Origin of the sequence: Streptomyces sp. NPDC002580, assembly GCF_042889485.1 — a bacterium.
GTDB lineage: Bacteria > Actinomycetota > Actinomycetes > Streptomycetales > Streptomycetaceae > Streptomyces.
In genome coordinates this window covers 271,448-297,528 of record NZ_JBIAQZ010000007.1, presented here as the reverse complement: position 1 = coordinate 297,528, position 26,081 = coordinate 271,448, and the positions used below count along the sequence as shown (strand labels likewise).

General features: G+C 70.9%; 25 protein-coding genes and 2 tRNA genes. 10 read left to right on the top strand and 17 right to left on the bottom strand.

The genetic code is table 11. The features are described from left to right. Positions 1–122: 122 nt before the first annotated feature. The 4 genes from rsrA to ACFYW7_RS22880 form a co-directional block, all read right to left on the bottom strand. Positions 123–425, bottom strand: a complete 303-nt coding sequence (gene rsrA, locus ACFYW7_RS22895; RefSeq protein ID WP_389505170.1) for a mycothiol system anti-sigma-R factor — start codon at positions 423–425, stop codon at positions 123–125. Next, a complete protein-coding gene (gene sigR, locus ACFYW7_RS22890) occupies positions 422–1,114 on the bottom strand; it encodes an RNA polymerase sigma factor SigR (RefSeq protein ID WP_389505167.1) in 693 nt (230 codons plus the stop codon). Before sigR ends, rsrA begins: the two co-directional genes overlap by 4 nt. 276 nt (positions 1,115–1,390) lie before the next feature. Next, positions 1,391–2,029: an alpha/beta family hydrolase gene (locus tag ACFYW7_RS22885; protein WP_389505580.1), complete on the bottom strand. Its 639-nt coding sequence runs from the start codon at positions 2,027–2,029 to the stop codon at positions 1,391–1,393. Positions 2,030–2,033: 4 nt separating this feature from the next. Then, positions 2,034–2,849, bottom strand: a complete 816-nt coding sequence (locus ACFYW7_RS22880) for an SOS response-associated peptidase (RefSeq protein WP_389505165.1) — start codon at positions 2,847–2,849, stop codon at positions 2,034–2,036. A gap of 50 nt (positions 2,850–2,899) precedes the next feature. On the opposite strand from ACFYW7_RS22880, the gene ACFYW7_RS22875 reads away from it, so the two are divergent. The 4 genes from ACFYW7_RS22875 (at position 2,900) to ACFYW7_RS22860 (ending at position 6,950) form a co-directional block, all read left to right on the top strand. After that, positions 2,900–3,631 (top strand): M50 family metallopeptidase, encoded by a 732-nt coding sequence (locus ACFYW7_RS22875; RefSeq protein WP_389505163.1) that lies wholly within the window; start codon positions 2,900–2,902, stop codon positions 3,629–3,631. Positions 3,632–4,095: 464 nt separating this feature from the next. Beyond that, positions 4,096–5,436 carry a 3-phosphoshikimate 1-carboxyvinyltransferase gene (aroA, locus tag ACFYW7_RS22870; protein WP_389505161.1) on the top strand — a complete coding sequence of 447 codons (1,341 nt, stop codon included), beginning with the start codon at positions 4,096–4,098 and terminating at the stop codon, positions 5,434–5,436. A gap of 17 nt (positions 5,437–5,453) precedes the next feature. Further along, complete coding sequence (rsgA, locus tag ACFYW7_RS22865; RefSeq protein ID WP_389505159.1) at positions 5,454–6,467, top strand: ribosome small subunit-dependent GTPase A; 1,014 nt, start codon at positions 5,454–5,456, stop codon at positions 6,465–6,467. A gap of 159 nt (positions 6,468–6,626) precedes the next feature. After that, positions 6,627–6,950 (top strand): DMT family transporter, encoded by a 324-nt coding sequence (locus ACFYW7_RS22860; protein WP_389505157.1) that lies wholly within the window; start codon positions 6,627–6,629, stop codon positions 6,948–6,950. 21 nt (positions 6,951–6,971) lie between these two features. On the opposite strand, the gene ACFYW7_RS22855 is transcribed toward ACFYW7_RS22860, so the two are convergent. Next, complete coding sequence (locus ACFYW7_RS22855) at positions 6,972–7,580, bottom strand: TetR/AcrR family transcriptional regulator (protein WP_389505155.1); 609 nt, start codon at positions 7,578–7,580, stop codon at positions 6,972–6,974. A gap of 252 nt (positions 7,581–7,832) precedes the next feature. Between ACFYW7_RS22855 and hisN the strand changes: the two genes are divergently transcribed. The 3 genes from hisN to ACFYW7_RS22840 all read left to right on the top strand — a co-directional run bounded on the left by hisN (position 7,833) and on the right by ACFYW7_RS22840 (position 9,834). Then, entirely contained in the window at positions 7,833–8,633 is an 801-nt protein-coding gene (hisN, locus tag ACFYW7_RS22850) for a histidinol-phosphatase (RefSeq protein ID WP_389505153.1), read from the top strand. Between the two features lie 205 nt (positions 8,634–8,838). Further along, complete coding sequence (locus tag ACFYW7_RS22845; RefSeq protein ID WP_389505151.1) at positions 8,839–9,231, top strand: cyclic nucleotide-binding/CBS domain-containing protein; 393 nt, start codon at positions 8,839–8,841, stop codon at positions 9,229–9,231. A gap of 186 nt (positions 9,232–9,417) precedes the next feature. Beyond that, the gene (locus ACFYW7_RS22840) at positions 9,418–9,834 is read left to right on the top strand and encodes a Fur family transcriptional regulator (RefSeq protein WP_389505149.1); all 417 of its coding nucleotides are present in this window, start codon (positions 9,418–9,420) and stop codon (positions 9,832–9,834) included. A 231-nt stretch (positions 9,835–10,065) separates the two neighbouring features. Here ACFYW7_RS22840 and ACFYW7_RS22835 read toward each other — a convergent pair. From ACFYW7_RS22835 to ACFYW7_RS22820, 4 genes are all read right to left on the bottom strand, one after another. Further along, positions 10,066–10,139, bottom strand: a tRNA-Met gene (locus ACFYW7_RS22835). A 202-nt stretch (positions 10,140–10,341) separates the two neighbouring features. Further along, positions 10,342–12,192 (bottom strand): tetratricopeptide repeat protein, encoded by a 1,851-nt coding sequence (locus ACFYW7_RS22830; RefSeq protein WP_389505147.1) that lies wholly within the window; start codon positions 12,190–12,192, stop codon positions 10,342–10,344. A 228-nt stretch (positions 12,193–12,420) separates the two neighbouring features. Beyond that, a tRNA-Met gene (locus ACFYW7_RS22825) sits at positions 12,421–12,494 on the bottom strand. Between the two features lie 42 nt (positions 12,495–12,536). Then, on the bottom strand, positions 12,537–15,533 hold the full coding sequence (locus tag ACFYW7_RS22820) for a UPF0182 family protein (RefSeq protein WP_389505578.1): 2,997 nt from the start codon (positions 15,531–15,533) through the stop codon (positions 12,537–12,539). Between the two features lie 165 nt (positions 15,534–15,698). Between ACFYW7_RS22820 and ACFYW7_RS22815 the strand changes: the two genes are divergently transcribed. Further along, on the top strand, positions 15,699–16,241 hold the full coding sequence (locus ACFYW7_RS22815; RefSeq protein ID WP_389505145.1) for a PPA1309 family protein: 543 nt from the start codon (positions 15,699–15,701) through the stop codon (positions 16,239–16,241). 71 nt (positions 16,242–16,312) lie between these two features. Here the strand turns inward: ACFYW7_RS22815 and ACFYW7_RS22810 are convergent, their stop codons facing one another. The 4 genes from ACFYW7_RS22810 to ACFYW7_RS22795 all read right to left on the bottom strand — a co-directional run bounded on the left by ACFYW7_RS22810 (position 16,313) and on the right by ACFYW7_RS22795 (position 19,769). Further along, entirely contained in the window at positions 16,313–17,410 is a 1,098-nt protein-coding gene (locus tag ACFYW7_RS22810) for a PDZ domain-containing protein (RefSeq protein ID WP_389505143.1), read from the bottom strand. A gap of 296 nt (positions 17,411–17,706) precedes the next feature. After that, positions 17,707–17,892, bottom strand: coding sequence for a hypothetical protein (locus ACFYW7_RS22805; RefSeq protein WP_389505141.1), 186 nt, complete (start codon positions 17,890–17,892; stop codon positions 17,707–17,709). Between the two features lie 150 nt (positions 17,893–18,042). Further along, positions 18,043–18,504, bottom strand: coding sequence for a molybdenum cofactor biosynthesis protein MoaE (locus tag ACFYW7_RS22800; protein ID WP_389505139.1), 462 nt, complete (start codon positions 18,502–18,504; stop codon positions 18,043–18,045). 149 nt (positions 18,505–18,653) lie between these two features. Next, the gene (locus ACFYW7_RS22795) at positions 18,654–19,769 is read right to left on the bottom strand and encodes an SDR family oxidoreductase (RefSeq protein ID WP_389505137.1); all 1,116 of its coding nucleotides are present in this window, start codon (positions 19,767–19,769) and stop codon (positions 18,654–18,656) included. 190 nt (positions 19,770–19,959) lie between these two features. On the opposite strand from ACFYW7_RS22795, the gene ACFYW7_RS22790 reads away from it, so the two are divergent. Together ACFYW7_RS22790 and ACFYW7_RS22785 are read left to right on the top strand one after the other, a co-directional pair. Further along, complete coding sequence (locus ACFYW7_RS22790) at positions 19,960–21,408, top strand: zinc-dependent metalloprotease (protein ID WP_389505135.1); 1,449 nt, start codon at positions 19,960–19,962, stop codon at positions 21,406–21,408. Continuing rightward, on the top strand, positions 21,405–21,926 hold the full coding sequence (locus tag ACFYW7_RS22785) for an NUDIX hydrolase (RefSeq protein WP_389505133.1): 522 nt from the start codon (positions 21,405–21,407) through the stop codon (positions 21,924–21,926). Before ACFYW7_RS22790 ends, ACFYW7_RS22785 begins: the two co-directional genes overlap by 4 nt. Before the next feature lie 208 nt (positions 21,927–22,134). Here the strand turns inward: ACFYW7_RS22785 and ACFYW7_RS22780 are convergent, their stop codons facing one another. The 4 genes from ACFYW7_RS22780 to ACFYW7_RS22765 all read right to left on the bottom strand — a co-directional run bounded on the left by ACFYW7_RS22780 (position 22,135) and on the right by ACFYW7_RS22765 (position 26,007). After that, a complete protein-coding gene (locus ACFYW7_RS22780) occupies positions 22,135–22,890 on the bottom strand; it encodes an AIM24 family protein (RefSeq protein ID WP_389505131.1) in 756 nt (251 codons plus the stop codon). A gap of 16 nt (positions 22,891–22,906) precedes the next feature. Next, positions 22,907–23,587 carry an AIM24 family protein gene (locus ACFYW7_RS22775; RefSeq protein ID WP_389505129.1) on the bottom strand — a complete coding sequence of 227 codons (681 nt, stop codon included), beginning with the start codon at positions 23,585–23,587 and terminating at the stop codon, positions 22,907–22,909. A gap of 11 nt (positions 23,588–23,598) precedes the next feature. After that, complete coding sequence (locus tag ACFYW7_RS22770) at positions 23,599–25,290, bottom strand: TerD family protein (RefSeq protein WP_389505127.1); 1,692 nt, start codon at positions 25,288–25,290, stop codon at positions 23,599–23,601. 120 nt (positions 25,291–25,410) lie between these two features. Beyond that, positions 25,411–26,007, bottom strand: coding sequence for a M48 family metallopeptidase (locus ACFYW7_RS22765; protein WP_389505125.1), 597 nt, complete (start codon positions 26,005–26,007; stop codon positions 25,411–25,413). Positions 26,008–26,081: the final 74 nt, after the last annotated feature.

The window sequence follows — 26,081 nt, the reverse complement described above, 5'->3', positions numbered from 1 at the left end:
GGGCAGGTGGCGCGGGAACGGGTATGGCCCGATCCGCGGGCTCTGGGCCCGCGGATTAGCACGTTCGGGTGATTTACGGTCGGCCTGCGCCGGTCCTCACGGACATCGGCGGGCGCGGGAGGTCAGGACTCCTGGGCCGTCACGGTCACGTCGTGCTCGGGCACGGCCTGACCGGAGCGGATCAGATCGATGCGGCCCATGACCTTGGCCCGCAGATCGGTGGGCACGTCGTCATGGCCGCAGCACCGCTTGACCAGCTTCTTGACGGCCTGCTCGAGGCCGTACTTCTCCAGGCACGGGGAGCACTCCTCGAAGTGGACCTCGAACTTGGTGCAGTCCGCGTCCGGCATCTCATGATCGAGGAACTCGTAGAGATGGTCGAGTACCTCACTGCAATCCGTCTCGTGCGGCTCTCCGCAGCTCATGAGCCCGAGCCTTTCGCTTCGTTCGACTCTCCGGCGCCGGCGGGGACCAGCCCGCGGTCACGGGCGTAGTCCTCCAGCATGCCGCGCAGTTGGCGACGGCCCCGGTGCAGCCGGGACATCACCGTACCGATGGGTGTCCCCATGATGTCCGCGATCTCCTTGTACGCAAAGCCCTCTACGTCCGCGAGATAGACGGCGATGCGGAATTCCTCGGGGATCGCCTGCAGCGCTTCCTTGACGTCCGAGTCGGGCAGGTGGTCGAGCGCCTGCGACTCGGCGGAACGCAGCCCGGTCGACATGTGCGACTCGGCACGCGCCAGCTGCCAGTCCTCGATCTCCTCGGCCGCGCTGCGCTGGGGTTCACGCTGCTTCTTGCGGTACGAGTTGATGAAGGTGTTGGTGAGAATGCGGTACAGCCACGCCTTGAGGTTGGTGCCCTCGCGGAACTGGTGGAAGGACGCGTACGCCTTGGCGTACGTCTCCTGCACCAGGTCCTCGGCGTCGGCCGGGTTGCGCGTCATGCGCAGCGCGGCCGAGTACATCTGGTCGAGGAACTCGAGCGCGTCCCGCTCGAAGCGCGCGGTGCGTTCGGCGGATGTCTCCGCCGTCGCGTCGCTCGTGCCCCGGCCCTCGGGCTGCTCCGCCTGGCCGTTGTCGGTCCCTGCGTCGGTCCCAGTGACCGGACCCACCTCCTCCAGCGACGTAGCGAGACCGAGACCGGTCCCACTGGAATCGGAGGATAGACGACCTTCGGTCGGGGAGGGATGTACTTCTTGTCCGCCCGCCGCCCGAATCGGGGCGTTCTTGCCCGCGTGCAGCACCGTCCAGTCCAGGTCAGCGCGGCTGCTGCGCCTCGGGCAGAAGATCGAACCCATGCGGCGGACTTCCTCTCGTACCAACGGTGCAGCACGCTCCGTGCTGTCTGCTCGGCACAACAGAAGTCCCTGACTCTGCATTCCCGGGTGTCACCCGAGTGACGCGGCCCACCGCGCTACGCCGTCCGTGACGATCCGCAGCGCCTCCTCCTGACCGGGCCGGGCGCGCTTGGGGACGGCGAAGCCGTGATCGGCCCACGGCACCTCGATCAGCTCGTACGGGCCCGGCGGGAACTCCTCCGGCTTCCCGAACGGGTCGTTGCCGCCCTGGACGACGAGCGTGGGCACGCCCGCGCCGAGCAGTTCGGCGGCGCGGGACTTCTCCGGCCTGCCCGGGGGGTGCAGCGGAAAGCTCAGCGCGAGCACCGCCGCGGCGCCCAGCTCCACCGCGGTCCTGCACGCGACCCGGGCGCCCGCGCTGCGGCCCGCGGAGACCACGGGCAGCCCCTGCCGCTCCAGCGCCGGCCACAGGCCCCGCCATCCCACGTCCAGCGTCCTCGGCGCGGGTGCCATCTTCTTCCCCGCCACCCGCCAGGGCTGTTCGACGAGGGCGACGCTCACCCCGTGGGAGGGGAGCACCTCGGCGAGCGCCCGGAGATCCCGGGCCTCGATGCCGCCGCCCGCGCCATGGCTCACGGCGAGGACGAGCCGCGCCTTCGCCGAACGGTGCCAGGTGACGCGGGCGGTACCGGCGTCCGTCCCGATGGTCTCGACCACATCAGACTCGATCACATCAGAAGAGTGTGCCCTCCTCGGGCCCCTCCAGTTCGTTCAGCAGCTCCGGTCCGTTGTTGCGGACGTTGCTGACGGCCGTGGAGACGGGGAACGCGCGCATCAGTCCGGTGGGCGGCGGCGCGAGCAGGTCACGGACCTCGTCCGGGTCCGTGCGGGACGGATCGAGCCAGCTGTCCCAGCGGTCGGGGGTGAGCATCAGGGGCATCCGGGGGTGGATGTCGGCCAGCGAGCGCGGCCCCTCGGCGAGGGCCACCGCGAGCGGCGTCGCCTCCGCCTCCGTCGTGATGACCGAGCAGGTCGCCCACCAGGCCAGCGGGTGCTCGTCCGGAAGCGTCCGGTCCCGCCAGAACTCGTACAGTCCCGCCATCGCGAAGACCGAGCCGTCCGCCGGCGTCACGAAGTACGGCTGCTTGCGCGGCCGCTTCTTCCTGCCCTCGACCTCCAGCTCGCGTTCGGCGCCGCCGGTGACCCACTCGTAGTAGCCGTCGGCGGGGACGATGCAGCGCCGGGTGGCGAAGGCCCGGCGGTACGAGGGCTTCTCGTGCACCGTCTCGGCGCGGGCGTTGATCATCCGGGCGGCGCCCTCGGGCGTCTTGGCCCAGGACGGGACGAGTCCCCACTTGAGTCTGCGCAGCTGGCGAACCGGTCTCGGGCTGTCCGCGTCCTTCACAGGGCGGTCGAGGACGACGTAGACCTCCTTGGTCGGGGCCACGTTGTAGTCGGGTGCCAAGGTCTCCTCGGGATCCCACTTCTCGACCTCAAAGGTTGCTGCGAGATCCTCGGGTCCACGACTGGCTGCATACCGTCCGCACATACGTGCCACACTGCCAGATTCCGCGTCACGAGAGGGAGCCACCGCCGACAATGGACAGCACCGCATCGACCTCGCTGGCCTCGCTCGCCTCCCTCTGGGACGAGGTCTTCGGGAGCCAGCCCGACCCCGACCTGTGGGTGGTGATCGCCACCATGGTCGCGGCCCTCGCGGCGATCGTCCCGCACGGCGTCTGGCGCGTCTCCCGCAACGCGATCACCATCGCGCACGAGGGCGGCCACGGCCTGGTTGCGCTGCTCACCGGGCGCAGCCTCAGCGGCATCCGGCTGCACTCCGACACCAGTGGCCTCACCGTCAGCCGCGGCAAGCCGACCGGTCTCGGCATGATCCTGACGGCGGCGGCGGGCTACACCGCTCCCCCGCTGCTCGGGCTCGGCGGCGCCGCGCTGCTCGGCGCGGGTCACATCACCCTGCTGCTGTGGGTGGCCACGGCCCTGCTGATAGCCATGCTGGTGATGATCCGCAACGCGTACGGCGCGCTCACCGTGGTCATCACCGGCGGCACCTTCCTGCTCGTGTCCTGGCTCGCCGGACCCCAGGTGCAGGCCGCGTTCGCGTACGCCGTGGTGTGGTTCCTGCTCCTCGGCGGCGTCCGCCCGGCCTTCGAACTCCAGGCCAAGCGGACACGGGGCAACGCGGGCGACTCGGACGCGGACCAGCTGTCCCGGCTGACACACGTACCGGCCGGCCTGTGGCTGTTCCTCTTCCACGCCGTGTCGCTGTGCTCCCTGATGGGCGGCGGCCGGTGGCTGCTGGGGCTGTGAGCGACGGTTCACCGGGGGGCCGGGCCGCGGGCCGCGGCCGCCGCGGCTGAACGCCACGGCCCACGGGCCACCGGCCGTGAGCGAGGGACAGCCGGAGCGATCGGCCGCGGGCCACGGCCCGCTGAACCTCCGAACCGGGCGTGCCGCCGGGCCGCGCCTCGCCGAACGCCCGGTCGTGAGCGACGCGTCGACAGGGTGGGGGGCGCACTGGCCGCCGCCGGGCGCCACGGACCACCGGACCTCCGAACCGGGCAAATCGCCGAGGGGCCGCGCCTCGCCGATCGCCGCCTGTGGGTGGCGCGTGGCCGGGCGATGGGTCGCGGGCCGTCGCGTGGAGGGCACCGAGCCGTGCCGTGTACGTCCCGCGTGCTCCCGGGACACCTCCCGTGCGGCTCCCCCGGCGGGCGTCACCGACGGTGACGGACCCGCGGGCCGCCCGGCGCCCTGCCACTAAAGTGGGGCCCATGACCGCGAACCCCGCCCACACCGCCCTCTGGCCCGCCCCGCACGCAAGCGGAGCCGTCGACGCGACGGTTCACGTGCCGGGGTCCAAGTCGGTCACCAACCGCGCCCTCGTGCTCGCCGCGCTGGCCTCCGAGCCGGGCTGGCTGCGCCGCCCGCTGCGTTCGCGCGACACCCTGCTGATGGCCGGCGCGCTGCGCGCGATGGGCGTCGGCATCGAGGAGACGGTCGCCTCCAGCTCGACCGTCGCGGCCGGCCCGGAAGCCTCCGGCGAGGCCTGGCGGGTCATCCCCTCGGGCCTGCGCGGCCCGGCCACGATCGACGTCGGCAACGCGGGCACCGTGATGCGCTTCCTGCCCCCGGTCGCCGCGCTCGCCGACGGTCCCGTCCGTTTCGACGGCGACCCCCGGTCGTACGAGCGTCCGCTGCACGGCGTGATCGACGCGCTGCGCCTGCTCGGCGCCCGGATCGACGACGACAGCCGGGGCGCGCTGCCGCTCACGGTGCACGGCACCGGCGCCCTGGACGGCGGTCCGGTGGAGATCGACGCGTCCTCGTCCTCCCAGTTCGTCTCCGCCCTGCTGCTCTCCGCCCCGCGCTTCAACCAGGGCGTCGAGGTCCGGCACACCGGCTCGACCCTCCCCTCCATGCCGCACATCCGGATGACCGTGGACATGCTGCGCGCGGTCGGCGCCCAGGTGGACACGCCGGAGTCGGGCGGCGAGCCGAACGTCTGGCGGGTGACGCCGGGCGCGCTGCTCGGCCGCGACCTGATCATCGAGCCCGACCTGTCGAACGCCCAGCCGTTCCTGGCGGCGGCGCTGGTGACCGGCGGCAGGGTCGTCGTCCCCGACTGGCCGGCGCACACCACCCAGCCCGGTGACCGGCTGCGGGAGATCTTCACCGAGATGGGCGGCTCCTGCGAACTGACGGAGGCCGGACTGGAGTTCACCGGTTCGGGCGCGATCCACGGCATCGACGTGGACCTGGGCGAGGTCGGTGAGCTGACCCCGGGCATCGCGGCGGTCGCGGCCCTCGCCGACTCCCCCTCCACACTCCGGGGCGTGGCCCACCTGCGCCTGCACGAGACGGACCGGCTGGCCGCGCTCACCAAGGAGATCAACGAACTCGGCGGCGACGTCACCGAGACCGCGGACGGCCTGCACATCCGGCCGCGCCGGCTGCACGGCGGCATCTTCCACACGTACGACGACCACCGCATGGCGACGGCCGGCGCGATCCTCGGGCTGGCGGTGGAAGGCGTCCAGATCGAGAACGTGGCGACGACGGCGAAGACCCTGCCGGACTTCCCCGACCTGTGGACCGGAATGCTCGGGAACTGACGGGCGGACCTGGGATCATGCGGCGTTACAGCAAGAACACCGACGAGGACGACATCCGCCAGCGGCCGAACCGCAAGGGCAACCGTCCGCGTACGAACATCCGCCCCAAGCACGAGGAAGCCGTCGGGGGCATGGTCCTCACGGTCGACCGCGGCCGGCTGACCTGTCTCGTCGAGGGCCGCGTCGTGATGGCGATGAAGGCCCGCGAACTGGGCCGCAAGGCCGCCGTCGTCGGCGACCGGGTGGCCATCGTCGGCGACCTGTCCGGCGAGAAGGACACCCTCGCCCGCATCGTGCGCATCGAGCCGCGCGGTTCGGTGCTGCGCCGCACCGCCGACGACGACGATCCGTACGAGCGGGTGGTCGTGGCCAACGCCGACCAGCTCGCCATCGTCACCGCCCTCGCCGATCCCGAGCCGCGCCCCCGTCTGATCGACCGGTGTCTGGTGGCGGCCTTCGACGGCGGTCTGACCCCGCTGCTCGTGCTGACGAAGTCGGACCTGGCTCCGCCGGACAAGTTCCTGGAGCTGTACGGCGCGCTGGACATCCCGTACGTGGTGACCAGCCGCGAGGAGCTGCGCAGCGAGGCCGCCGCCGACCTGGTGCGCGAACAACTGGACGGCAGGATCACGGCGTTCGTCGGCCACTCGGGCGTCGGCAAGACGACCCTGGTGAACGCGTTGGTGCCGCCCGAACAGCGCCGGACGACCGGCCACGTCAACGCGGTCACCGGACGCGGCCGGCACACCACCACCTCCGCGCTGGCCCTGCCGCTGGCGGGCAGCGCCGGCGGCTGGGTCGTCGACACCCCGGGCGTCCGCTCGTTCGGCCTGAACCACGTCGATCCGTCCCGGGTCATCCACGCCTTCCCCGACCTCGAACCCGGTACCGAGGGCTGCCCCCGGGCGTGCAGCCACGACGAACCGGACTGCGCGCTGGACCAGTGGGTGACGGACGGTCACGCGGACCCGCAGCGGCTGTACTCGCTGCGTCGGCTGCTGGCCACCCGGGAGCGCCGCGACGGCGACTGAGGCCGCCCGCCGGGCCCCGGCGTGAGGGCGACCTGTGTCCCGGGTGTTTGCGCGCCCCCGCCGTCGGTAAGGGCTTCTCCCGGCCGGTGAATGCATAATCGCACCGAGCCGGATCGGGCCAGCCGAAGCAGTCGACGTGCGGACGTGGGAGGACAAGACATGGCGTGGCTGCTGGTCGTTGTGGCGGGACTGCTCGAAACCGGCTTCGCCGTCTGCCTGAAGCTCTCGCACGGCTTCACCAGACTCTGGCCCACGGTCGCCTTCTGCGTCTTCGCCCTAGGCAGCTTCGGTCTGCTGACCCTCTCGCTGAAGAAGCTCGACGTCGGTCCCGCCTACGCGGTGTGGACCGGCATCGGCGCGGCGGGTACCGCCATCTACGGCATGATCTTCCTCGACGACCTGGTCTCCGTCCTGAAGATCGTCTCGATCAGCCTGGTCATCATGGGCGTCATCGGGCTCCAGCTGTCCGGGTCGGCGCACTGAGCACGCGTCCCGGCGTCGGCCTCAGACCCCGAGTCGCAGGGGCGGCGCGAGCGCGGCCCTGACCAGCCCGGTGACCCCGCCCCGGGCAGGCGGCGCCACGATCCCCGACAGGGCGAGCCGGACCACCAGTTCGCAGGCCCGCGCGGCCTCGGGGGTGTCCGCCCTGGACATGACGAGAGCGGCGACCGCGCGGTCGCGGACGAGCGCCACGAAGTCGGCGGGCGAGGGCAGGGGCCCGTCCGCGCGCCGCTGCGCGGGCACCGCCGACGACGAGGGCACCGCCGACAGCGCGGGCGAGGGCAGCCGATCGCTCCAGCATCCGGTCAGCATCGCCCGCACGAGCGCGTTGCTGCGCGCCGCCGAGGCGGTCCACTCCGCGGCCGCGACCAACCGCTCCCGCGCGTCCGTGTGAGCGGCGAGCGCCCGGTCGACCCCGGCGAGATAGGCGTCGGCCTCCCGCCGTACGAGGGCACGCGCGAGTCCTTCCTTGCTCCCGAACTCGTTGTAGAGCGTCTGGCGCGACACCCCGGCCACGGCGGCCACGTCGACCATCCGCACGGCGGACCACGCCCGGCGCGCCAGCGCCGTGTAGGCGGCGTCCAAGAGGGATTCTCGGGCTGCGGGCACCATCGCCTCCCCGGGCGAGCGACTCTGCAGCCAGATTTGACTCGTGCGCGGGCACTGTCAAGGGTTCGCGGCGGCTTCCGGGTGGCGGGCACCCGAAAGCCGTACGCCGCCGGGAGCGGACCCGCGCCCCCGCGAGGTCGCCCCGGGACCCCGCCCGCGGCGGGAGCGGGCCGGCACCGGTCCGCTCCGGTCGGCGCCGCGATCATCCCCGGTCCTGTGTAGCCCCGTCCCGACGCGGGCAGATACGGTTCGGTCATGCCCGACTATCGCGATGACCTGCGCCTCGCCCATGTCCTGGCGGACGCCGCCGACGCCGCGACGATGGACCGGTTCAAGGCGCTCGACCTCAAGGTCGAGACCAAGCCGGACATGACCCCGGTGAGCGAGGCGGACAAGGCCGCCGAGGAACTCATCCGCGGTCATCTCCAGCGCGCCAGGCCGCGCGACGCGATCCTGGGCGAGGAGTACGGCATCGAGGGCACGGGCCCGCGCCGCTGGGTCATCGACCCGATCGACGGCACCAAGAACTACGTCCGCGGGGTCCCCGTCTGGGCCACGCTGATCTCCCTGATGGAGGCGGGCGAGGGCGGCTACCAGCCGGTCGTCGGCGTCGTCTCCGCCCCCGCGCTCGGCCGTCGCTGGTGGGCGGCGAAGGGCCACGGCGCGTTCACCGGCCGCAGCCTGTCCTCCGCGACCCGGCTGCGGGTCTCCAGCGTCTCGCGGATGTCCGACGCGTCCTTCGCGTACTCCTCGCTGTCCGGCTGGGAGGACCAGGGCCGTCTCGACGGTTTCCTCGACCTCACGAAAGCGGTCTGGCGCACCCGCGGTTACGGCGACTTCTGGCCGTACATGATGGTCGCCGAGGGCTCGGTGGACATCTGCGCCGAACCCGAGCTGTCGCTCTGGGACATGGCGGCGACCGCGATCGTGGTGACCGAGTCGGGCGGCTCCTTCACCGGCCTCGACGGCCGCCCCGGCCCGCACAGCGGCAACGCCGCCGCGTCGAACGGCCTCCTCCACGACGAGATGCTGGGCTATCTCAACCAGCGGTACTGAAGCGACTCCTGAGCGGTCCCGGCCGGTCCGGGACTGCTGAGTGCTCCTCGGGCGCCCCGAACTCGCGGCACACGCCCTCTTGTTGACCCTCTCTTTAACTGCGACCCTGAGAGCTCCCCCACTTGTGAACTTGTGAACCGCTTCTCTTTGCGCTCCGTCGAGGAGCCGGGGAGCCGGCGGATCACCAAGGAGGTGGCTCCAGCCCATGCTCGTCCGCGACGCCATGAGCACCGTGGTCCTCACCATCGGCCCGACACACACCCTCCGCCAGGCGGCCCGTCTGATGTCCGCGCGCCGGGTCGGCGCGGCGGTGGTCCTCGACGAGGACTCCTCCGGCCTCGGCATCCTCACCGAGCGCGACATCCTCAACTCCCTCGCCCACGGCCAGAACCCGGACACCGAGACCGCCTGCGGCCACACCACGACCGACGTCGTCTTCGCGGCGCCTTCCTGGACCCTGGAGGAGGCGGCGTCCGCGATGTCGCACGGCGGCTTCCGCCACCTGATCGTGCTCGACGGGAACGGCCCGGTCGGCATCGTCTCGGTCCGCGACATCATCCGCCGCTGGGCACCGGCACGCCAGAACGTGCCGGCCTGAGCACACGAGCGGGCCGGCTTCCCCGGGGCCACACCCCGGGGAAGCCGGCCCGCCGCCCGCCCCTCCAGACCGGCCCACCCTCGAGGGGCGTCGAGCCCGACCCGTGATCCACAACATCCAAGTCAAGACAGGTTCTAAATTAACACCCATTCAGGGTCCGGTTCGACGGCTGTTAGGGTGACCTGCATGAGTGACCTGCTGGAACGACTGCGCGAACGCGGATGGCGGCTGACCGCGCAGCGACGTGTCGTGGCCGAGGTCCTCGACGGCGAACACGTGCATCTGACAGCCGACGAGGTGCACGCCCTGGCCGTGGCCAAGCTGCCCGAGATCTCCCGGGCGACCGTCTACAACACGCTGGGTGAGCTGGTCTCGCTCCGCGAGGTGCTGGAAGTCGCCACGGACAAGCGCGCCAAGCGGTACGACCCGAACGCGCACCGTCCGCACCACCATCTGGTCTGCGCCCGGTGCGGCGCGATCCGCGACGTCCACCCGGCCGGCAACCCACTCGCCGATCTCCCCGAATCGGAGCGCTTCGGCTTCACGGTCTCCGACGTCGAGGTGACCTACCGGGGCGTCTGCCCGAACTGCGCCGCCGCGTAGCGCAGCCTCGGCGGCAGCACGAAAGCCCGCACCCGAGAGCCCCGGCCCGCCGAGCGCGCCCGGGGCTTTCCGCTGCCGGTCCCGCCGGCCACCCGCCACCGCCACCGCCCGCCACCGCCGCTACCCGCGGGCCACCGCACACGATTCGCTGTTCGCAGCCGCGTTCCGTGCCGGACCCCGGGAACGCACCGAGGGCCGGAACCCTTTCGGATTCCGGCCCTCGGCCTTCAGTAGCGGGGACAGGATTTGAACCTGCGACCTCTGGGTTATGAGCCCAGCGAGCTACCGAGCTGCTCCACCCCGCGTCGATGAACTGAACAGTACGTCAACTCCGTGGCCCGTGCAAATCCCTTGATCGACAGCGCCGGTCAGCGGCCCCGCGCGCCAGGCTGCGGTCTCCGGACGGAACGGGAGGCCGTGAGCGGGGACACGCCCTCCGCGGCGGAACCCGACCCGCTCAGCTCGTGGCGCGCCCCGGGGAGATCCCCACGCCCCGGGCCGCCGCCGTCACGCGGACAGTTCCTCCCGCAGCGCGTCCCGCAGCCGCGCCGCGCGCTCCGAGACCTCGGCGGGTCCCAGGCTCACGGCCCGGTCGGCCCACCGCTGCCCCTCCGCCAGCTCCCCGCGCCGCGCGTACACGAGGGCCAGCCGAAGCGCCGCCCGCCCGTGTCCCGCGTCGGCCGCGCGGGTCCACCACAGCGCCGCCTCCGGCTCGCTGCCCTCCCGGGCCAGCAGCAGCCCGAGGTTGAAGGCGCCGTTGCGCGACCCGGCCTCGGCGGCCTCCCGGTACCAACGGGCCGCCTCCACCACGTCGCCCCGCGCCGCGGCGAGCATCCCGACCCGCACCTGCGCACGCCGGTGTCCCTGGGACGCGGCCCGCTCGTACCACTCCTCGCACTCGCTCTTCTCCTGCGTGGGCTCGCCGAGTTCGTGCGCGGGCGCCGGTGGCCGCCGGGCGTCGAGCACGGCCGCGAGCCGGTAGGCGGCCTCGGCGCTGCCGCCTCCCGCGGCGCACCGCAGGTGCCGCTCGGCCGTCACCTCGTCGCCCTCCCGCAACCGCGCGATGGCGACCTGCAGCGCCGCCTCCGTGTGCCCGGCGGCGGCCGCCCGCTCGTACCAGCGCAGCGCCGCCGCGTCGTCGCCGTCGGTGGCGCGTCCGGCGTGCAGGATGCCGAGGTTGAACGCGGCGTCCACGCTCCCGGCCTCCGCGGCCTTGGAGAACCACGGCTCGGCACCGGCCGCGTCACCGACCTGGAGCAGCAGGATCGCCAGGGCGTTCGCGGCCTCCCGGTGACCGGCGTACGCGGCCCTGCGGTACCACTGTTCGGCCTGCGCGGTCCGGCCCTGCTCGGCGCAGAGCAGTCCGAGGTTGTACGCGCCGTTCACATCGCCCGCGTCCATCGCCTCGCGGTACCACCGCTCGGCGGTCTGCGTCTCACCACGCTCGGCGTGCAGTGCACCCAGCGCGTTGGCGGCGTTGCCGTCCCCGTCCTGCGCGGCCCGCAGCCACCAGACGGCGGCGCTCTCGGGGTCCCCGGCGTCGCGCAGCAGGAAGCCCAGCGCGCACGCGGCCCGCGCCTCCCCGTCCTTGGCGGACGTCAGATACCAGCGCCCGGCCTCCTTGAGATCGCCCCGCTTCTCCAGGATCGCCCCGAGATGCAGCGCGGCCCTGCGGTGCCCGCGCGCGGCGGCCTGCCGGTACCACTGCTCGGCGGCCTGCCCCGCGGCGCCGATGACGCCGTTGTCGGCGACGGCCTGGCCCGAGTCGAGCGCCTTCCGGTCGAGCGTGCGCGCCAGCCGGTACGCGGCCTCGCGGTGTCCGCGCTCGGCGGCGGCCCGCATCCACTGCTCGGCGCCCACGTCGCTGCGGTGCTCCAGCAGGTCGGCGAGCGCGTACGCGCCGAGGGCGTGGCCCTGTTCGGCGGACTGGCGCAGCCAGTACTCGGCGGCGGGCTCGTCACCGCGCTCGCGGTGGTGCCGGCCCAGCGCGTGCGCGGCAGCCGCGCTGCCGGCGACGGCCGCGATCCGCCACCATCCGGCGGCCTCGTCGGCGTACCCGCGCTGATAGAGGAGGACACCCAGGTTGTTGGCGGCCGCGCGGTCGCCGGCGGCGGTGGCCGCGCGCAGATGGGACTCGGCCGCGTCGAGATCGCCGCGGCGCAACAGCATGGCCCCGAGGACGCTCATCGCCTCGACGTCGCCGGCTTCGGCCGCCGACCACTGGCGCGCCTCCTCGGCAGCCTCACCGGTCTCGTCCCGGTCGGAAGGCTGTGTGAGATCCGCAGGCTGCTCAAAGTCGGCAGGCTGCGCAAACCGCCCTGTATCCAACAGAGTTGCCTTGTCCCCCATAACGTCCATCGTCGCACCACCTGCAACCTGGGTACACCTGGTATGCCGCAGCCAGTGAAGTCACTTCGGCGTTTTGTCGACATGCCCACAGAGAGACAAGTCAAACACAGATAGCCCAACTGCCCTCGCATGTCGCGGCACTTCACACGAGTCGCCAGGTCACCGGGGCGCTCCGGCGTGGCGCCGCACACGTCGAAGGCCCGGATCCATGATCTGGATCCGGGCCTTCGACTTCAGTAGCGGGGACAGGATTTGAACCTGCGACCTCTGGGTTATGAGCCCAGCGAGCTACCGAGCTGCTCCACCCCGCGCCGTTGTGTTGCAACCGTACCACGGCGCGGGGTGGCCTCTGATCAGCCGCTTCCCGAGCTCTTCTCGCTGCTCGGGCTGCTGCTGGGACTGCTGCTCGGGCCGTCGCCGTTGTCGGCGTCCTTGTCGGCCTTCTTGCCGTCGGCCGGCTCGTCGGTCTTGTCGGCGCTCTGGCTGCCACCGGCCTTCGACGCCTTCGCCTGCGCGTCCTCGGCCCGCTTCAGCGCGTCCTCAAGATCCTTCTGCGCTTCGCCGTACGCCTGCCAGTCGCCCTTCTTCAGTGCTTCCTGCCCCTGGTCGAAGGCCTTCTGGGCGTCGTCGAGCGCGTCCTGGACCGTCGGGTTGCTCGACGTGGGCGGGTTCTTCGTGCCCTCGTCGGGCGGTGGCGTGGTCGAACTCTCCGCCCCGAAGACCTTGTCGAGCGCCTGCCCGAGCGTGGGCTCGAAGGCCGTACTGCCGCCGTAGGTCACCAACACCTTGCGCAGCAACGGGTACTTGAGGTCGCCACCGCGTACGTAGACGGGCTCCACGTAGAGCAGTCCCCCGTCGAGCGGAACCGTCAGGAGGTTGCCGTACTCGACTTCCGAGTCGCCGCCCTTGAGGAGCCTGATGGACTCGGCGATGGCGGGCTCGGAGTTGAACTGGCTCTGCACCCGTTTCGGTCCGTCGACGGTTCTGCCCGTCGGCAGCTTCAGGACGCTGATCTTGCCGTAGTCCTCCGTTCCCGCTTCGGCGTTGACCGACACGAAGGCGCTGAGGTTGTCACGGCCGTTCGGTGTCATGGTCGTCGTCAGCGAGAAGGCCTGCGAGGTCTGCCCCGGCAGTTTCATGCTGAGGTAGTACGGCGGTACGGCGCTGCCCGAGTTGTTGGTCGGGTCGTCCGGGACCTGCCACACCTCGCTGCCGCTCAGGAACGTCTGCGCGTCCTTCACGTGGTAGCGGGTGAGCAGTTCGCGCTGGACCTTGAACAGGTCCTGCGGGTACCGCAGATGGTCCTCCAGCGAAGGCGAGATCGAATCCTTCGGCTTCACCGTGTTCGGGAACGCCTTCATCCAGGTCTTCAGGACCGGGTCCTCGGTGTCCCACTGGTAGAGCTTGACGTCGCCGGTGTACGCGTCGACGGTCGCCTTCACCGAGTTGCGGATGTAGTTGACCTGGTTCTGCTGGGCCACCACCGCACGCTGGTTGTTGGTCGCCGTCAGCGAGTCCGCCGTCGTGTCACCGAGCGTCGTACGGGAGGCGTACGGATACCCGTTGGTGGTGGTGTACGCGTCGACGATCCACTGGATCTTCCCGTCGACGACGGCCGGGTAGGCGTCGCCGTCGATGGTCAGCCAGGGGGCCACCGCCTCGACCCGCTCCTTGGGCGTGCGGTTGTAGAGGATCCGCGAACCCTCGCCGATGGCGCCCGAGTACATGATCTGCGGCTCGCCGAACGCCACGGCGTACGCGGCCCGGTTGACCGGGCTGGAGAGGCTGATGCCGCTCTTGCCCTTGTAACTGGTGGTCTTCTCACCGCTGTCGTCGGAGTAGTCGATCTCCTTCTGGGGACCGCCGACGATCGAGTACTGGGTGGTCTTCTCGCCGTAGTAGATCTGCTGCTGGTAATCGCCCAGGTCGCCCTTGGACGGCAGGTCGTACTCGGTGAAGAGCGGGCGGCCCTCGCTGTCGGCCGTGGTGCCCTTGGCCGCGACGACGCCGTACCCGTGCGTGTACCGGAAGTGGTCGTTGATCCAGTTGCTCTTCGGGATGCCCGCGAGGTTCAGCTCGCGCAGACCGAGGACGGTGTCCTGGTCCTTGCCGTCCTTCGTGTACCGGTCGACGTCCAGGTTGGACGGGAAGCCGTAGTAGTTCCGCACCTGCTGGAGCTGCTGGAAGGTCGGCGACACGATGTTCGGGTCCATCAGCCGGATGCTGGCGACCGTGTCGGCGTCGTCGCGGAGCTTGGCCTTGTCCGCGGTGTCGCTGGATCCCTTGTAGGGCACCACGTCGGTGCCGTCGATCCCGTACGCCTCACGGGTCGCCTTGAGGTTCTTCTCGACGTACGGCGATTCCTTGGCCTGCTCGTTCGGCTGGACCTGGAACTTCTGGACGATCGCGGGGTACAGACCGCCGATGAGGATCGCCGAGAGCACCATCAGGCCGAAGCCGATGACGGGCAGCTGCCAGGTACGCCGCCACAACGTGGCGAAGAAGAGCAGCGCGCAGATGACGGCGATGCAGAACAGGATCGTCTTGGCGGGCAGATAGGCGTTCGCGTCGACGTACCTCAGGCCCGTCCAGTTGCCGGTCGCCTTGAAGTCACTGGACTTCACCGCGAGCCCGTACCGGTCGAGCCAGTACGCGACCGCCTTGAGCGCGACGAAGATACCGAGGAGCACCGAGAGGTGCCCGGTGGCCGCGGCCGTGGCACGCGCTCCCGGACTGGTGATCCGCAGACCGCCGTACAGGTAGTGCGTGAGCGCGGCGGCGACCAGCGAGAGCACGGCGGCGGCGAAGCCGAAGCCGAGCAGGAAGCGGTACCAGGGCAGGTCGAAGGCGTAGAACGACACGTCGAGGTGGAACTGGGGGTCCTTCTGGTGGAAGGGCACTCCGTTCACCCACATGAGCCACGTACGCCACTGGCCCGAGGCGGACGCGCCGGCGATCAACCCCACCAGGGAGGTGATCGCGACCAGCAGCCAGCGCTTGTAGGGCGCGATGCCCATGCGGTACCGGTCGAGGCTCTGCTGCTCCATCGACATGGCGCTCAGCGGCGGGCGCAGCCGGTGGGCCAGCCAGATGTTGAAGCCCACCGCGGCCGCCATCAGCAGACCGAAGACGAAGAAGAGTCCGATCTTGGTCCACAGGGTGGTGGTGAAGACCGACGAGTAGTGGACCGAGCGGTACCACAGCCAGTCCGTCCAGAACCCCGCGAACATGACGAAGGTCATGGCCAGCACGGCCAGCACGCCCAGTGTCATGAGCAGGGCCCGGACGCGCCGGGACGGCCGGCCCACTCTGATCCGTGACCCCGTCGGGCCTCCGCCGCGGTCCGGCATCTGGAAAGCCAAGGTGCGCACCTCGAAGTCGCTGTCGATTCCGTCAGGCCCCCCGTGTCGGTGGACCGTCCGTAAGGCTCCGTGATCGAGGAGCCTCATCTATGCAACTTACTCACGCTTTACTCGGTTCCCGGATCCGGGTACGAACGAGGCAGGATTGTGACCATGTCCAACACTCCCATGGCAGCGAACCCCCTCACCCGGGCCGTACTCGAGATCGACGAGTACGCCTCGGGCCTCGGCTGGGACCAGCCCGCCCGCCTCTTCGCCCTCGTAGACACCGCACGCCTGCGGGTCCAGGAACCCGGCCTCGCCGCTCAACTCGGCCTGGAGAACGAGCAGGAGACCATCGGTCTCACCCCCGTCGAGCAGGACGAGATCCCTGCCGGCAAGCCGCTGGACGAGTTCCTCGGCACCATCGCCTGGCCGGACTCCGTGGTGGGCTGCGCGCTCACCGTGGAGCGGCTGATGCTGCCGCCGTCCGCGGAGGCCTCGGTCCCGGAGGGTCTCAGCGGCAAGAAGCTCACCAAGTGGGTCGCCGCGCACCCGGACCGTCAGGAGGTGCGGATGACGGTCGGAGTCCTGCGCGACGGCACCCGCGACTCGGCGCTGCGGCTGCGCGAGAAGGACGCACCGAAGGAGGTGCTCACGGGAGCGGATCTGGTCCCGGGCCTCGCGGAGGCGCTGTCGTCGACGTTCGCGGACTGATCCCGCGTACGGACGTGAAGGAGGGCGCTCCGCGTGACGCGGAGCGCCCCCTCACGGGCGACGGGTGTCCGTCAGCCCTTGGCCGTGCACTTCGGCAGGTCGGACGTCCGGCCCGCGCCGATGTCCTTGAGGGCGCTCATCGCGTCGTCGATGGTGTCGACCTTGACGAGCGTGAGCCCGCTCGGGGTGTCCTTGGCCGCGGCGGCGCAGTTGTCCTTGGGCGTCAGGAAGTACTGGGCGCCCTTGTCGCGCGCGCCGACGGTCTTCATCTCGATGCCGCCGATCGGGCCGACCTTGCCGCTGTCGTCGATGGTGCCGGTCCCGGCCACGAACTTGCCTCCGGTGAGGTTGCCCGGAGTGAGCTTGTCCACGATGCCGAGCGAGAACATCAGACCGGCACTCGGTCCTCCGACGTCGGCGAGCTTGATGTCGATCGTGAAGGGGAACGTGTGGTCGGTCCCGGCCGAGATCCCGACGATGGCACGGTCGCCGCCGCTGTCGTCGGACTTGGCCGTGGTGATCGTCACGTCCTTGGTCCCGGTCGCCGTGGTGTTCTCCTTCTCGGCGGCGGCCTGCTCCTTGGCGGGCGTGATCGTGAACACGACCTTCTCGCCGGGCTTGTGCTTGGTGACCAGCTTCGCGACGTCGTCGGGCGCCTTCACCTTCGCGCCGTCGACGGCCTTGATGACGTCACCGGCGTGCAGCCGTCCCTCGGACGGGGAGCCCTTGACGACCGTGGAGACGATCACCCAGGACTTCACCGGGATGCCCAGTTCCTTCAGAGCGGCCACCTTGGCGCTCTCCTGGGACTGGCTGAACTCCTCGGCGTTCTCCTGCGTCGACTGTTCCTCGGTCTTGCCGTCCGGGTACAGGGTGTCGTGCGGCACGACCTTGTTGTCGTGTGCCAGCCATCCGTACACAGCCTCGACGAGGTTCATGTTGTAGTCGGCGCTCGTGACCCGGACCGTGGTCATGTTCAGATGACCGGTCGTCGGGTAGGTCTTGCGGCCGGAGATCTGCAGCACCGGCTCGCCGTCGTGGTCACCCAGTGTGTTCACCGTGGGACCCGGTGACATCTCCGAGTACGGCACTTTGATGAACACTCCCGCGCACAGGAGCGCGATCAGGATGAGGGTGGAGGCGAGCATCGTCGCGGTGCGGCGTGGCATGGAACGACAGTACGGGACGGTGCTGTAAGCGCACCGTCGGGGCCGTCCGTACGTGGTGCGGTCCGGGTCCGCGCGGGAGACCCCACCGGGCGCCTCCCGCCGGTGTTCCCCGGGGCTCCGGACGAGGCCGTGCCGGAGCGGGCCCGTCACCTCGCGGAACGTCTCGGACGCCCCGGTCGTACGCCCGGGCACCACACATCACGGAGTCGGCCGGGACATCTCACGGTCCGGATCCTCACGGCCGGGGGTCTCCCTGACGGGAACCCCACCGGCCCGCGGCCCGATCGGCCGGAACCTCACCTCGCGTCGGAGTGGGACTTCTCCCGGACCTCGGTCCGTTCCATGGCCTCGCGGAAGCGCGTGTATCCAGCGAGCTCGACACCGTCTCCCGCGGCTTTGCGATTCCGGCCGGCCCAACTCCCCCACACTCCGGCACCGATCGCTGCCATCAACGGAATCATCAACCAGGCAAGCGCCGCCATGTCGACCTCCCAACCCCATGAGCGACCGCAACTGACTGATCAGCAGATTAACCATCCGCACTGTTAACGCTCACGGCAGGGCCCCGGTTACGCAACCGGAGGCCGGGCGGGGAATCGGCCGACCTCCGGCCGCGGGAAATCCCGTCGGTCTCAGCAGGCGCCGACCCATTCCTGCGAGCCGTCGGAGAACTTCTGGTGCTTCCAGATCGGCACCTCGTGCTTGAGATCGTCGATCAGCCTGCGACAGGCCTCGAAGGCCTCGCCCCGGTGCGCGCACGACACGGCGACGACGACGGCCAGGTCGCCGACGGCCAGGTCGCCGACCCGGTGGACCGCCGCCAGCGCCCGCACCGGATAGGCGGCGGCCACCTTCTCGGCGACCCGCCGCATCTCCGCCTCGGCAGTGGGGTGACACGAGTACCCCAGCTCCTCGACGTCGGCGCCGCCGTCGTGATTGCGTACGGTCCCCACGAACAACGCGGTCCCCCCGGCGGCGTCATCCCCGACGGCCTTGAAGACCTCGTCCAGGGAGAGCGGTTCGTCGCGGATCGCGAGCAGCCGGATCGGATCCCGCGCGGCCTGCTCACCCGGGTGGTCATAGGTAGGTGCCATGGCCCCATCGTGCCGCACCCCACCGACACCATGGAATGCGGCTTTCACCCGGCACGCGCGCGTGAGTCCATGGAGTCTCCCGCAGACCCGGTCCCCGCCGCCGCGAGCCCCCGTCAGCTCGGCCTGCGTTCGACGGCAGGGCCCGGGTCTCAGATACGGCGCCGGGCCTTGCGCGCCCGCCGTACCACCGCGGCCGCACCCAGCAGGGCCACCGTCGCGCCGGCCGCGCCCGCCGCGGTCGCGTCTTTGCGTCCCAGCCGTCGGCCGGCCACCGTGTGCCGCCCGGCGACCTCCTCCAGCAGCACCGCCAGAACCTCCTCGTTGTTCCACTTGGGCCGCCAGCCGGCGTCGTGCAGCCGGCTCCCGCTGACCACCCAGGGGTACATCGTGTAGGCGAGATCCCCCGCGGGCGAAGGGGTGAGCCCGATCCGGTGGAGCCGCGCGGCGGCGCCCAGCGCGACCGCGGACGGCAGCTCCATCCGCCGGATCCCGCTCAGCTCCTCCACCTCCTCCTGTCCGAGCCAGCCGTCGCAGCCGACGGCGAGCTCGCCCTCCACCTTCTCGAGCACCGCGTACTCCAGCGCGGCGCACAGGTCCTCGACGTGGCAGAACTGCCAGGCGGGCCTCGACCCGGCCACGACCAGCAGCCGGGGAGACTCGAAGTACCTGGTCAGCGCGGTGTCGGTGTCGCCGCCGACCAGCACCGCCGGCCGTACGACGGTCACGTTCAGTCCCGGATGGGCGCGCGGCGCGCGACGTGCGAGCCGCTCGATCTCCAGAAGGTCGCCCACACCCGTGGCCTCGGCCGTCGCCCTCAGCTCGGCGTCCTCGGAGAGGGGCAGCTCGTTGTCGGGCAGCGCCCCGTAGACCATCGCCGACGTGCACAGCACGACCCGGTGGACCCCGGCCGCCGCGGCGGCCGTGAGCACGGTCTGGGTCCCCCGGACGTTGTAGGCCGTCCGGGCCGCCGCGTCCGTCTCCAGATCGAGGTCGAGGGCCAGATGCACCACGACGTCCGCCCCGCGCAGCTTCTCGGCGATCGCCGGGTCCCGGACGTCCAGGATGTGCCACTGGGCCTCGGCGCACTCGCCGCGCCGCTCGTCGATCGCGACGACCTGCCGGATCTCCTCGCTGGCGGCCAGCCGCTCGGTGAGCAGCGCGCCCACACCGGCCGCGGCGCCGGTGACCGCGACGACGGGGCCGCGCGAGGCTGGGCTGGTTGAGTGGTTTCGCGCTGCGCGAACCTGCGGATCTGGGGAACTCACCGGGCGTCTCCAGCGGTTGTCTTCAGTAATGGACGCGTGTGACGCGTCCCTACCAGGTGGCATCCATCCTGCCGCAGGCGACGAGTCGGCGAAGCACCGAGGCCCGATCGGGTTCAGGTGTCTACGCTGGGTGGTGTTGTGGGCAGCCGCCGTCGGAAAGCACCGGCGGCCTTACCAGCCGAGGAATCCCGTGAGTGACACCCCATTCGGATTCGGCCTTCCGCCGGAGGAGCCGGACAACGGCGACGAGGGCAAGAAGAAGGACCAGCAGGGCGGCGGTGGCCAGGGACCGTTCGGTTTCGGGCCGTCCGGAGCCGGTGGCCCCGGAGCCGACAATCCGCTCGCAGCCATGTTCGGTTCCATGAACCCCAACGACCTGGGCGCCGCGTTCCAGCAACTGGGCCAGATGCTCTCGTACGAGGGTGGCCCGGTGAATTGGGACATGGCCAAGCAGATCGCCCGGCAGACGGTCTCCCAGGGCACCTCTGACGGCACCAAGGACGCGAGCATCGGCCCCGCCGAGCGAGTCGCGGTCGAAGAGGCCGTACGGCTGGCCGATCTGTGGCTGGACGACGCGACGTCCCTGCCGTCCGGCGCGGCCTCCGCCCTGGCGTGGAGCCGGGCGGAGTGGGTCGAGGCGACCCTGCCCGTGTGGAAGGAGCTCGTCGACCCGGTCGCCGAACGGGTCGGCGCGGCCATGGGCGACGTGCTGCCGGAGGAGATGCAGGCCATGGCCGGCCCGCTCATCGGCATGATGCGCTCCATGGGCGGCGCCATGTTCGGGACGCAGATCGGCCAGGCCGTGGGCGTGCTCGCGGGCGAGGTCGTCGGCTCGACCGACATCGGCCTGCCGCTCGGCCCGGTCGGCAAGGCCGCGCTGCTGCCGCTGAACATCGAGTCCTTCGGCAAGGACCTGAGCGTCCCCCAGGAGGAGGTGCGGCTGTACCTCGCCCTGCGCGAGGCAGCCCACCAGCGCCTCTTCGCGCACGTGCCGTGGCTGCGCTCCCACCTGTTCGGCGCCGTCGAGGGCTACGCGCGCGGGATCAAGGTCGACACCGCGAAGCTGGAGGACGTGGTCGGCCAGTTCGACCCGCAGAACCCGGAGGAGCTGCAGCAGGCACTCCAGCAGGGCATGTTCCAGCCCGAGGACACGCCCGAGCAGAAGGCGGCACTGGCCCGTCTGGAGACGGCGCTCGCGCTCGTCGAGGGCTGGGTGGACGCGGTGGTCCATTCGGCGGCCAAGCCGCGGCTCTCTTCGGCCGACGCGCTGCGCGAGACGCTGCGCCGCCGGCGCGCCACGGGCGGTCCGGCCGAGCAGACGTTCGCCACGCTGATCGGCCTTCAGCTGCGCCCGCGCCGACTGCGCGACGCCTCGCGCCTGTGGGCCTCCCTCACCGACGCGCACGGCGTGGACGGCCGGGACGGTCTGTGGGCCCACCCGGACATGCTGCCCACCGCGTCCGACCTGGACGACCCGGACGGCTTCGTGCACCGCGAGCAGTTGGACTTCTCCGAGATCGACAAGATGCTCGGCGAGGCCGCGAGCGGCGCCGCGCACGAAAAGCCGAACCTGAAGAAGGACCAGAGCACCGAGGACGGCGACTCCAAGACCACCGACAAGGGCGACGGCACCGAGTGAGCCTGTACGACGACGCGGTCCTCGTGCTGAAGAACCACGAGGGCCAGGACGAGCTGCGCCAGGTCTACCTCGACCACCTGGCCGCGCACCCGGACGGCCTGTGGAAGGCGTGTCACGCCGGGCACATCACGGCGAGCGCTCTGGTGGTCGACCCGCTGCGCGGCCGCGTCCTGCTCACCCTGCACCGCAAGCTCCAGATGTGGCTCCAGATGGGCGGGCACTGCGAACCGGGCGATGCGACCCTGGCCGACGCGGCCCTTAGGGAGGCGACCGAGGAGTCGGGCATCCCGGATCTGACCCTGGCGCCGGGCGGCCCCGTGACACTGGACCGGCACGCCATCCCGGCGCCGTGCCACTGGCATCTGGACGTCCAGTACGCCGCGCTCGCCCCGGCCGACGCCGTCGAGGCCATCAGCGACGAGTCCCTCGACCTGCGCTGGTTCGCGTACGACGAGGTGGCCGAGGTGGCCGACGCTTCGGTCGTACGTCTCGTGGAAGCGACCCGCGCACGGCTGTGACCGCCACGCACGGGATCGACGCGTAAGGGATCGACGCGTAAGGGATCGACGCGTAAGGGATCGACGCGTAAGGGATCGACGCGTAAGGGATCGACGCGTAAGGGGCGACCGCCTGGGCGGTCGCCCCTTACGTCAGCTCGCCGTCGCTGCTCGCCGGACCCTGATCACGTCCATGATCAGGTCAGTGATCATCGCTACCGGCGGACGGTCAGCTCCAGGCGTTGCCCTGGTTCTGCGCGTGGGCGCCGTGCTGGCCCATGCCGTACTGGGCACGCATCCCCTGGCCGATCGCCGCGTTCTGCGGCGGCAGCAGTTCGCTGGGCTGGATGAGCGCGTAGCCGGTGCCCATGAAGCTGAGCTCCCAGCCCTCGCCGGTGTTCCCGCGGCGCCGCCACACTCCGGAGGAGTGGGTCTGGGCCTGCATCTGCACGCGCAGACCGGTGGACCAGGCGACGATCGCGTCGGCATCGCAGTTGACGTACTTGTCCGGGGTGACCTGCATCATCAACGGCATCCCGGAGGTCATCAGCGCGACCTTGCCGCGTCCCGTGATGTTGAGCTGGTACTTGCCGGAGCCGGAGATGCCGTACTGGCTGTCCACCGCGATGACCTCGTGGTGCAGCCCGGAGTCCATCGCCAGCACGTAGCTGCTGTCGACGGTGAGGCCGTCCTGGTCCACGTCGAGCACATGCACGTGCTGACCGAGGTTGGCGAAGTAGACCGTGCCCTGCCCGTGGCAGCGCATCAGGTCGAGGCCCTCACCCGTGTGGGCACGCGCGCGGTGCTGGCTGTTGTTCTGGTACTCGGCGTCGAACTCGACGAGACCCTGGTACGCCACCATGGTGCCCTTGCGGGCGAGGATGTCGTCGTGGCCCTCCAGGACGACGCGCAGCATCTGCGAGTTCTGCAGGCTGTAGCGGTCCTGGGTCTGCTGCTCGTTGTAGCCGAAAAGCGGGCTCTGCATGATGTCCTGCTCCCCCTCAGCCCCGGACTCGGAGGCGGTCGGTGCTGTCCTCGCTGGGCTGGACGACGACGATGCCCGTCCCGGAGAACGCCATCTGGAACGCCTCGCCGCTGCCGCGTCCGATCAGCGACTGCGCCTTGAAGCTGCGCTTGCCCTTCACCTTGAGGTTCGGGGACCAGGCGACGAGCGCGTCCGGGTCGACGTACGTCTCGTCCTCACCGCCGCCGCAGTCGACGACGATCGGCTTGCCCCGGGACGTCAGCGCGACCCAGCCCTGACCGGAGATCTTGGTGTTCCACAGACCCTGGCCGGCGAACTTGGCGAGCCCCTTCACCCGCTCGACACCCCAGGTGAGGTGGGCGTCGAAGGCGAGCAGATTCGTCGCGTTGACGGAGATCGCGTCCCCGTTGAGGTTGATGACGACGACGTTCGCCCCGTAGTCGGCGAGGTAGAGCAGACCGTCGCCGGAGCACTTCATGAGGGGCGCGCCCTCGCCGGTCATCCAGTCGCGGGCGATCTGGCGTACGGCGGGCGGGTTGGGTTCGTACTGGACGAACCCTTCGTAGGCGACCATCGACCCCACGCGCGCGAGAAGGTCGTTCCCGGTCTGCAGGGCGACCTTCAGCATGTGATTGCCGTGGTTCTCCATGCGCGCGGTGACGGGTGCAGGGGCGAAGCCCGCGAGTGGCTGGTTCATGACGGGCTCCCTCAGACCTCGTACGGCTGGACGACGACGAAACTGCCCGGCGCGGCGCGGAACTGGAGGTTCACGCTCTCGCCGGTGTCGCCGGGGTAGGCGTTCCGGCGCATCCTCACCTGACTGGAGACGACCACCTGCGCGGCCGCGGACCAGGCCACGACGGCGTTGCAGTCGGCGAACGTCGTGGGGGTCACCGGCAGGACGACGGGCGCGCCGTGCGTCTTGACGACGATGGTGCCGGTCCCCTGGAACTGCATCGTGAACAGGGCGCCGCCGGGGATGCCGTGCCCCTCGATCCGGCGGACCTCGTACTGGAGGGACTCGTCGAAGGCGAGGACGTTCTCCGCGGAGACACAGATCGCGTCCCCCTGGAGCTCGATCGGGTGCACATGCGTGGCGTTCTCGGCGAAGAACACCTGGCCCTGGCCGGTGCAGCGCATCAGCTGCATCTCCTGGCCGGTCGCGTTGCCCACGATCCGGCCGGCGAACCCGGCGCCCTTGTAGCTGAAGTCGACCTTGCCCTGGTAGAGCACCATGCTGCCCTGCCGGGCGAGCACGGGCTGACCGCCGACGCCGAGGTCGACACGGATGAGCTTCTTGTTCTGCGGGGTCCACCGCTGGCCGGTGGGCGTCTCCTTGAAGGCCCCCAGCGCCGCGGCCACACCGGCCCCGCCCTGCGGGGCACCCTGGGGCGCGCCGTACGGGGAGGGAGCGCCGGGCTGACCCGGGTACTGCCCGGGTGCCTGGCCCGGGATCTGGCCGTACTGCGGCTGCTGGCCGTAGCCGGGAGGCGCCGTCGGGGGCTGCTGACCATAGCCGGGCGGCGCGGACGGAGGCTGCTGGCCGTAACCGGGCGGCATCGGAGCCGTCTGGCCGGGCGGCTGCTGACCGTAGCCGGGCGGCGGACCGGGCGGGCCGGGAGGACCGGGCGGCTGCGCGTACGGCGCGGGGCCCGGCGGGGTGTGCAACGGCCCCACGATCGTCGGGGCGGCGTGCACGGACGGCGCGGGCGCCTGCGCGGGCGGGGTCGCACCGGCCGGCGGCGCGAAGCCCTGCGCGGCGGGAGCCGGAGCGGCGACTGCGGGAGCGCCGAACACCGGCGGCGCGGTGGCCTGGGCCGGCGGCGCGAACGACGGGGCGGCGGACTGCGTCTGTGGGGCGGCGGGCGCCTCCTCGGCGACCTCGCCGCCGAAGTTCTTCAGCAGCGCGTCGAGGCCACCGTCGAAGCCCTGTCCCACGGCCGCGAACCGCCAGACGTCCTTGAGATAGAAGTCACCCAGCATCACGGCACGTTCGGTGGAGAACTCCGCTCCGCTGAACGTGTAGCGGGCCACCTCCTCGCCGCCCGCGACGACCCGGAGGTATCCCGGGGCGATCTGCGACATCTGTCCGGCGCCGTCGATCGTGGCGGTGAAGGACAGCTTCTGGATCTGTGCCGGAACACGGTCGAGGGTGACCCGGAAGGACTCCGTGTCCCCCGACTGGGCGCCCAGCAGCTGGATGGATTCCTCGGGGGACTTCGGCTGGTTGAAGAACACGAAGTACCGGTCGTCCGACAGCCGTTCGTCGGCGTCCAGACCGAAGCAACTGATGTCGAAGGTCAGTCCGGGGCCGGTGATCTGCACACCTACGTACAGATCTGTGCCCGCGGTGAGGTCACTGATCTTGGCCTTGTGGCCGCGTTGGAATTCCCTGGCCATGCGTAACGACCGTCCCCCATCCCGAAGCGAGTGCGTCGCGTCAGGCTAACCGCAAAGTCGGCAAGTGGACGATGCCGGTACAGACCCGGTACACAATCGCCCTCTCCGCGGCGGCCGGCGCTATTCGTCGCGCGCGGCCGCGAGGTGCGGCAGCCGGTCGGCCGCGACGACGCCTTCGAGATAGCCGCGAGCGCGCTCGGTGCGCGGATAGGCGTCGAGGAGCCGCCAGAAGCGCGGCCCGTGGCCGGGTACGAGCAGGTGGGCGAGCTCATGGAGGAGGACGTAGTCGATGACGTACTCGGGCATGCCCTGCAACCGGTGCGACAGACGGATGCTGCCCTCGGCGGGCGTGCACGAGCCCCAGCGGGTGTTCTGGTTGGTGACCCAGCGCACCGAAGAGGGCCGTGCCCGGCCTTCGAAGTAGTGGGCAGACAGCCGCTCGGCCCGTTCGGCGAGTTCGGCGTCGCCGAGCACCCGTTTGCTTTCCTGGGCGGCCAGTTTGTCGAGCATGACGGTCACCCAGCGCTGCTCCTCCGCCTCGGACATACGGGCGGGGATGAGCACGACGGTGCGATCGCCCTCGCGGTACGCGGAGACCGTTCTGCGCCGTCGGGCACTCCTGCGGACCTCGATCGCGCTCGCCCCCGAACCGCTCGGCGGCGGGCTCGTCGTGCTGCGCTGTGTTTTTGCGGCGCTGTGCAGTGGGTCGGCGGGCACGCCCCGACGTTACCCGTTGCACATGGGGGAAGTCCCGCCCCGGGACGGTTCGATGTCGATCCGCATCCCCCGCG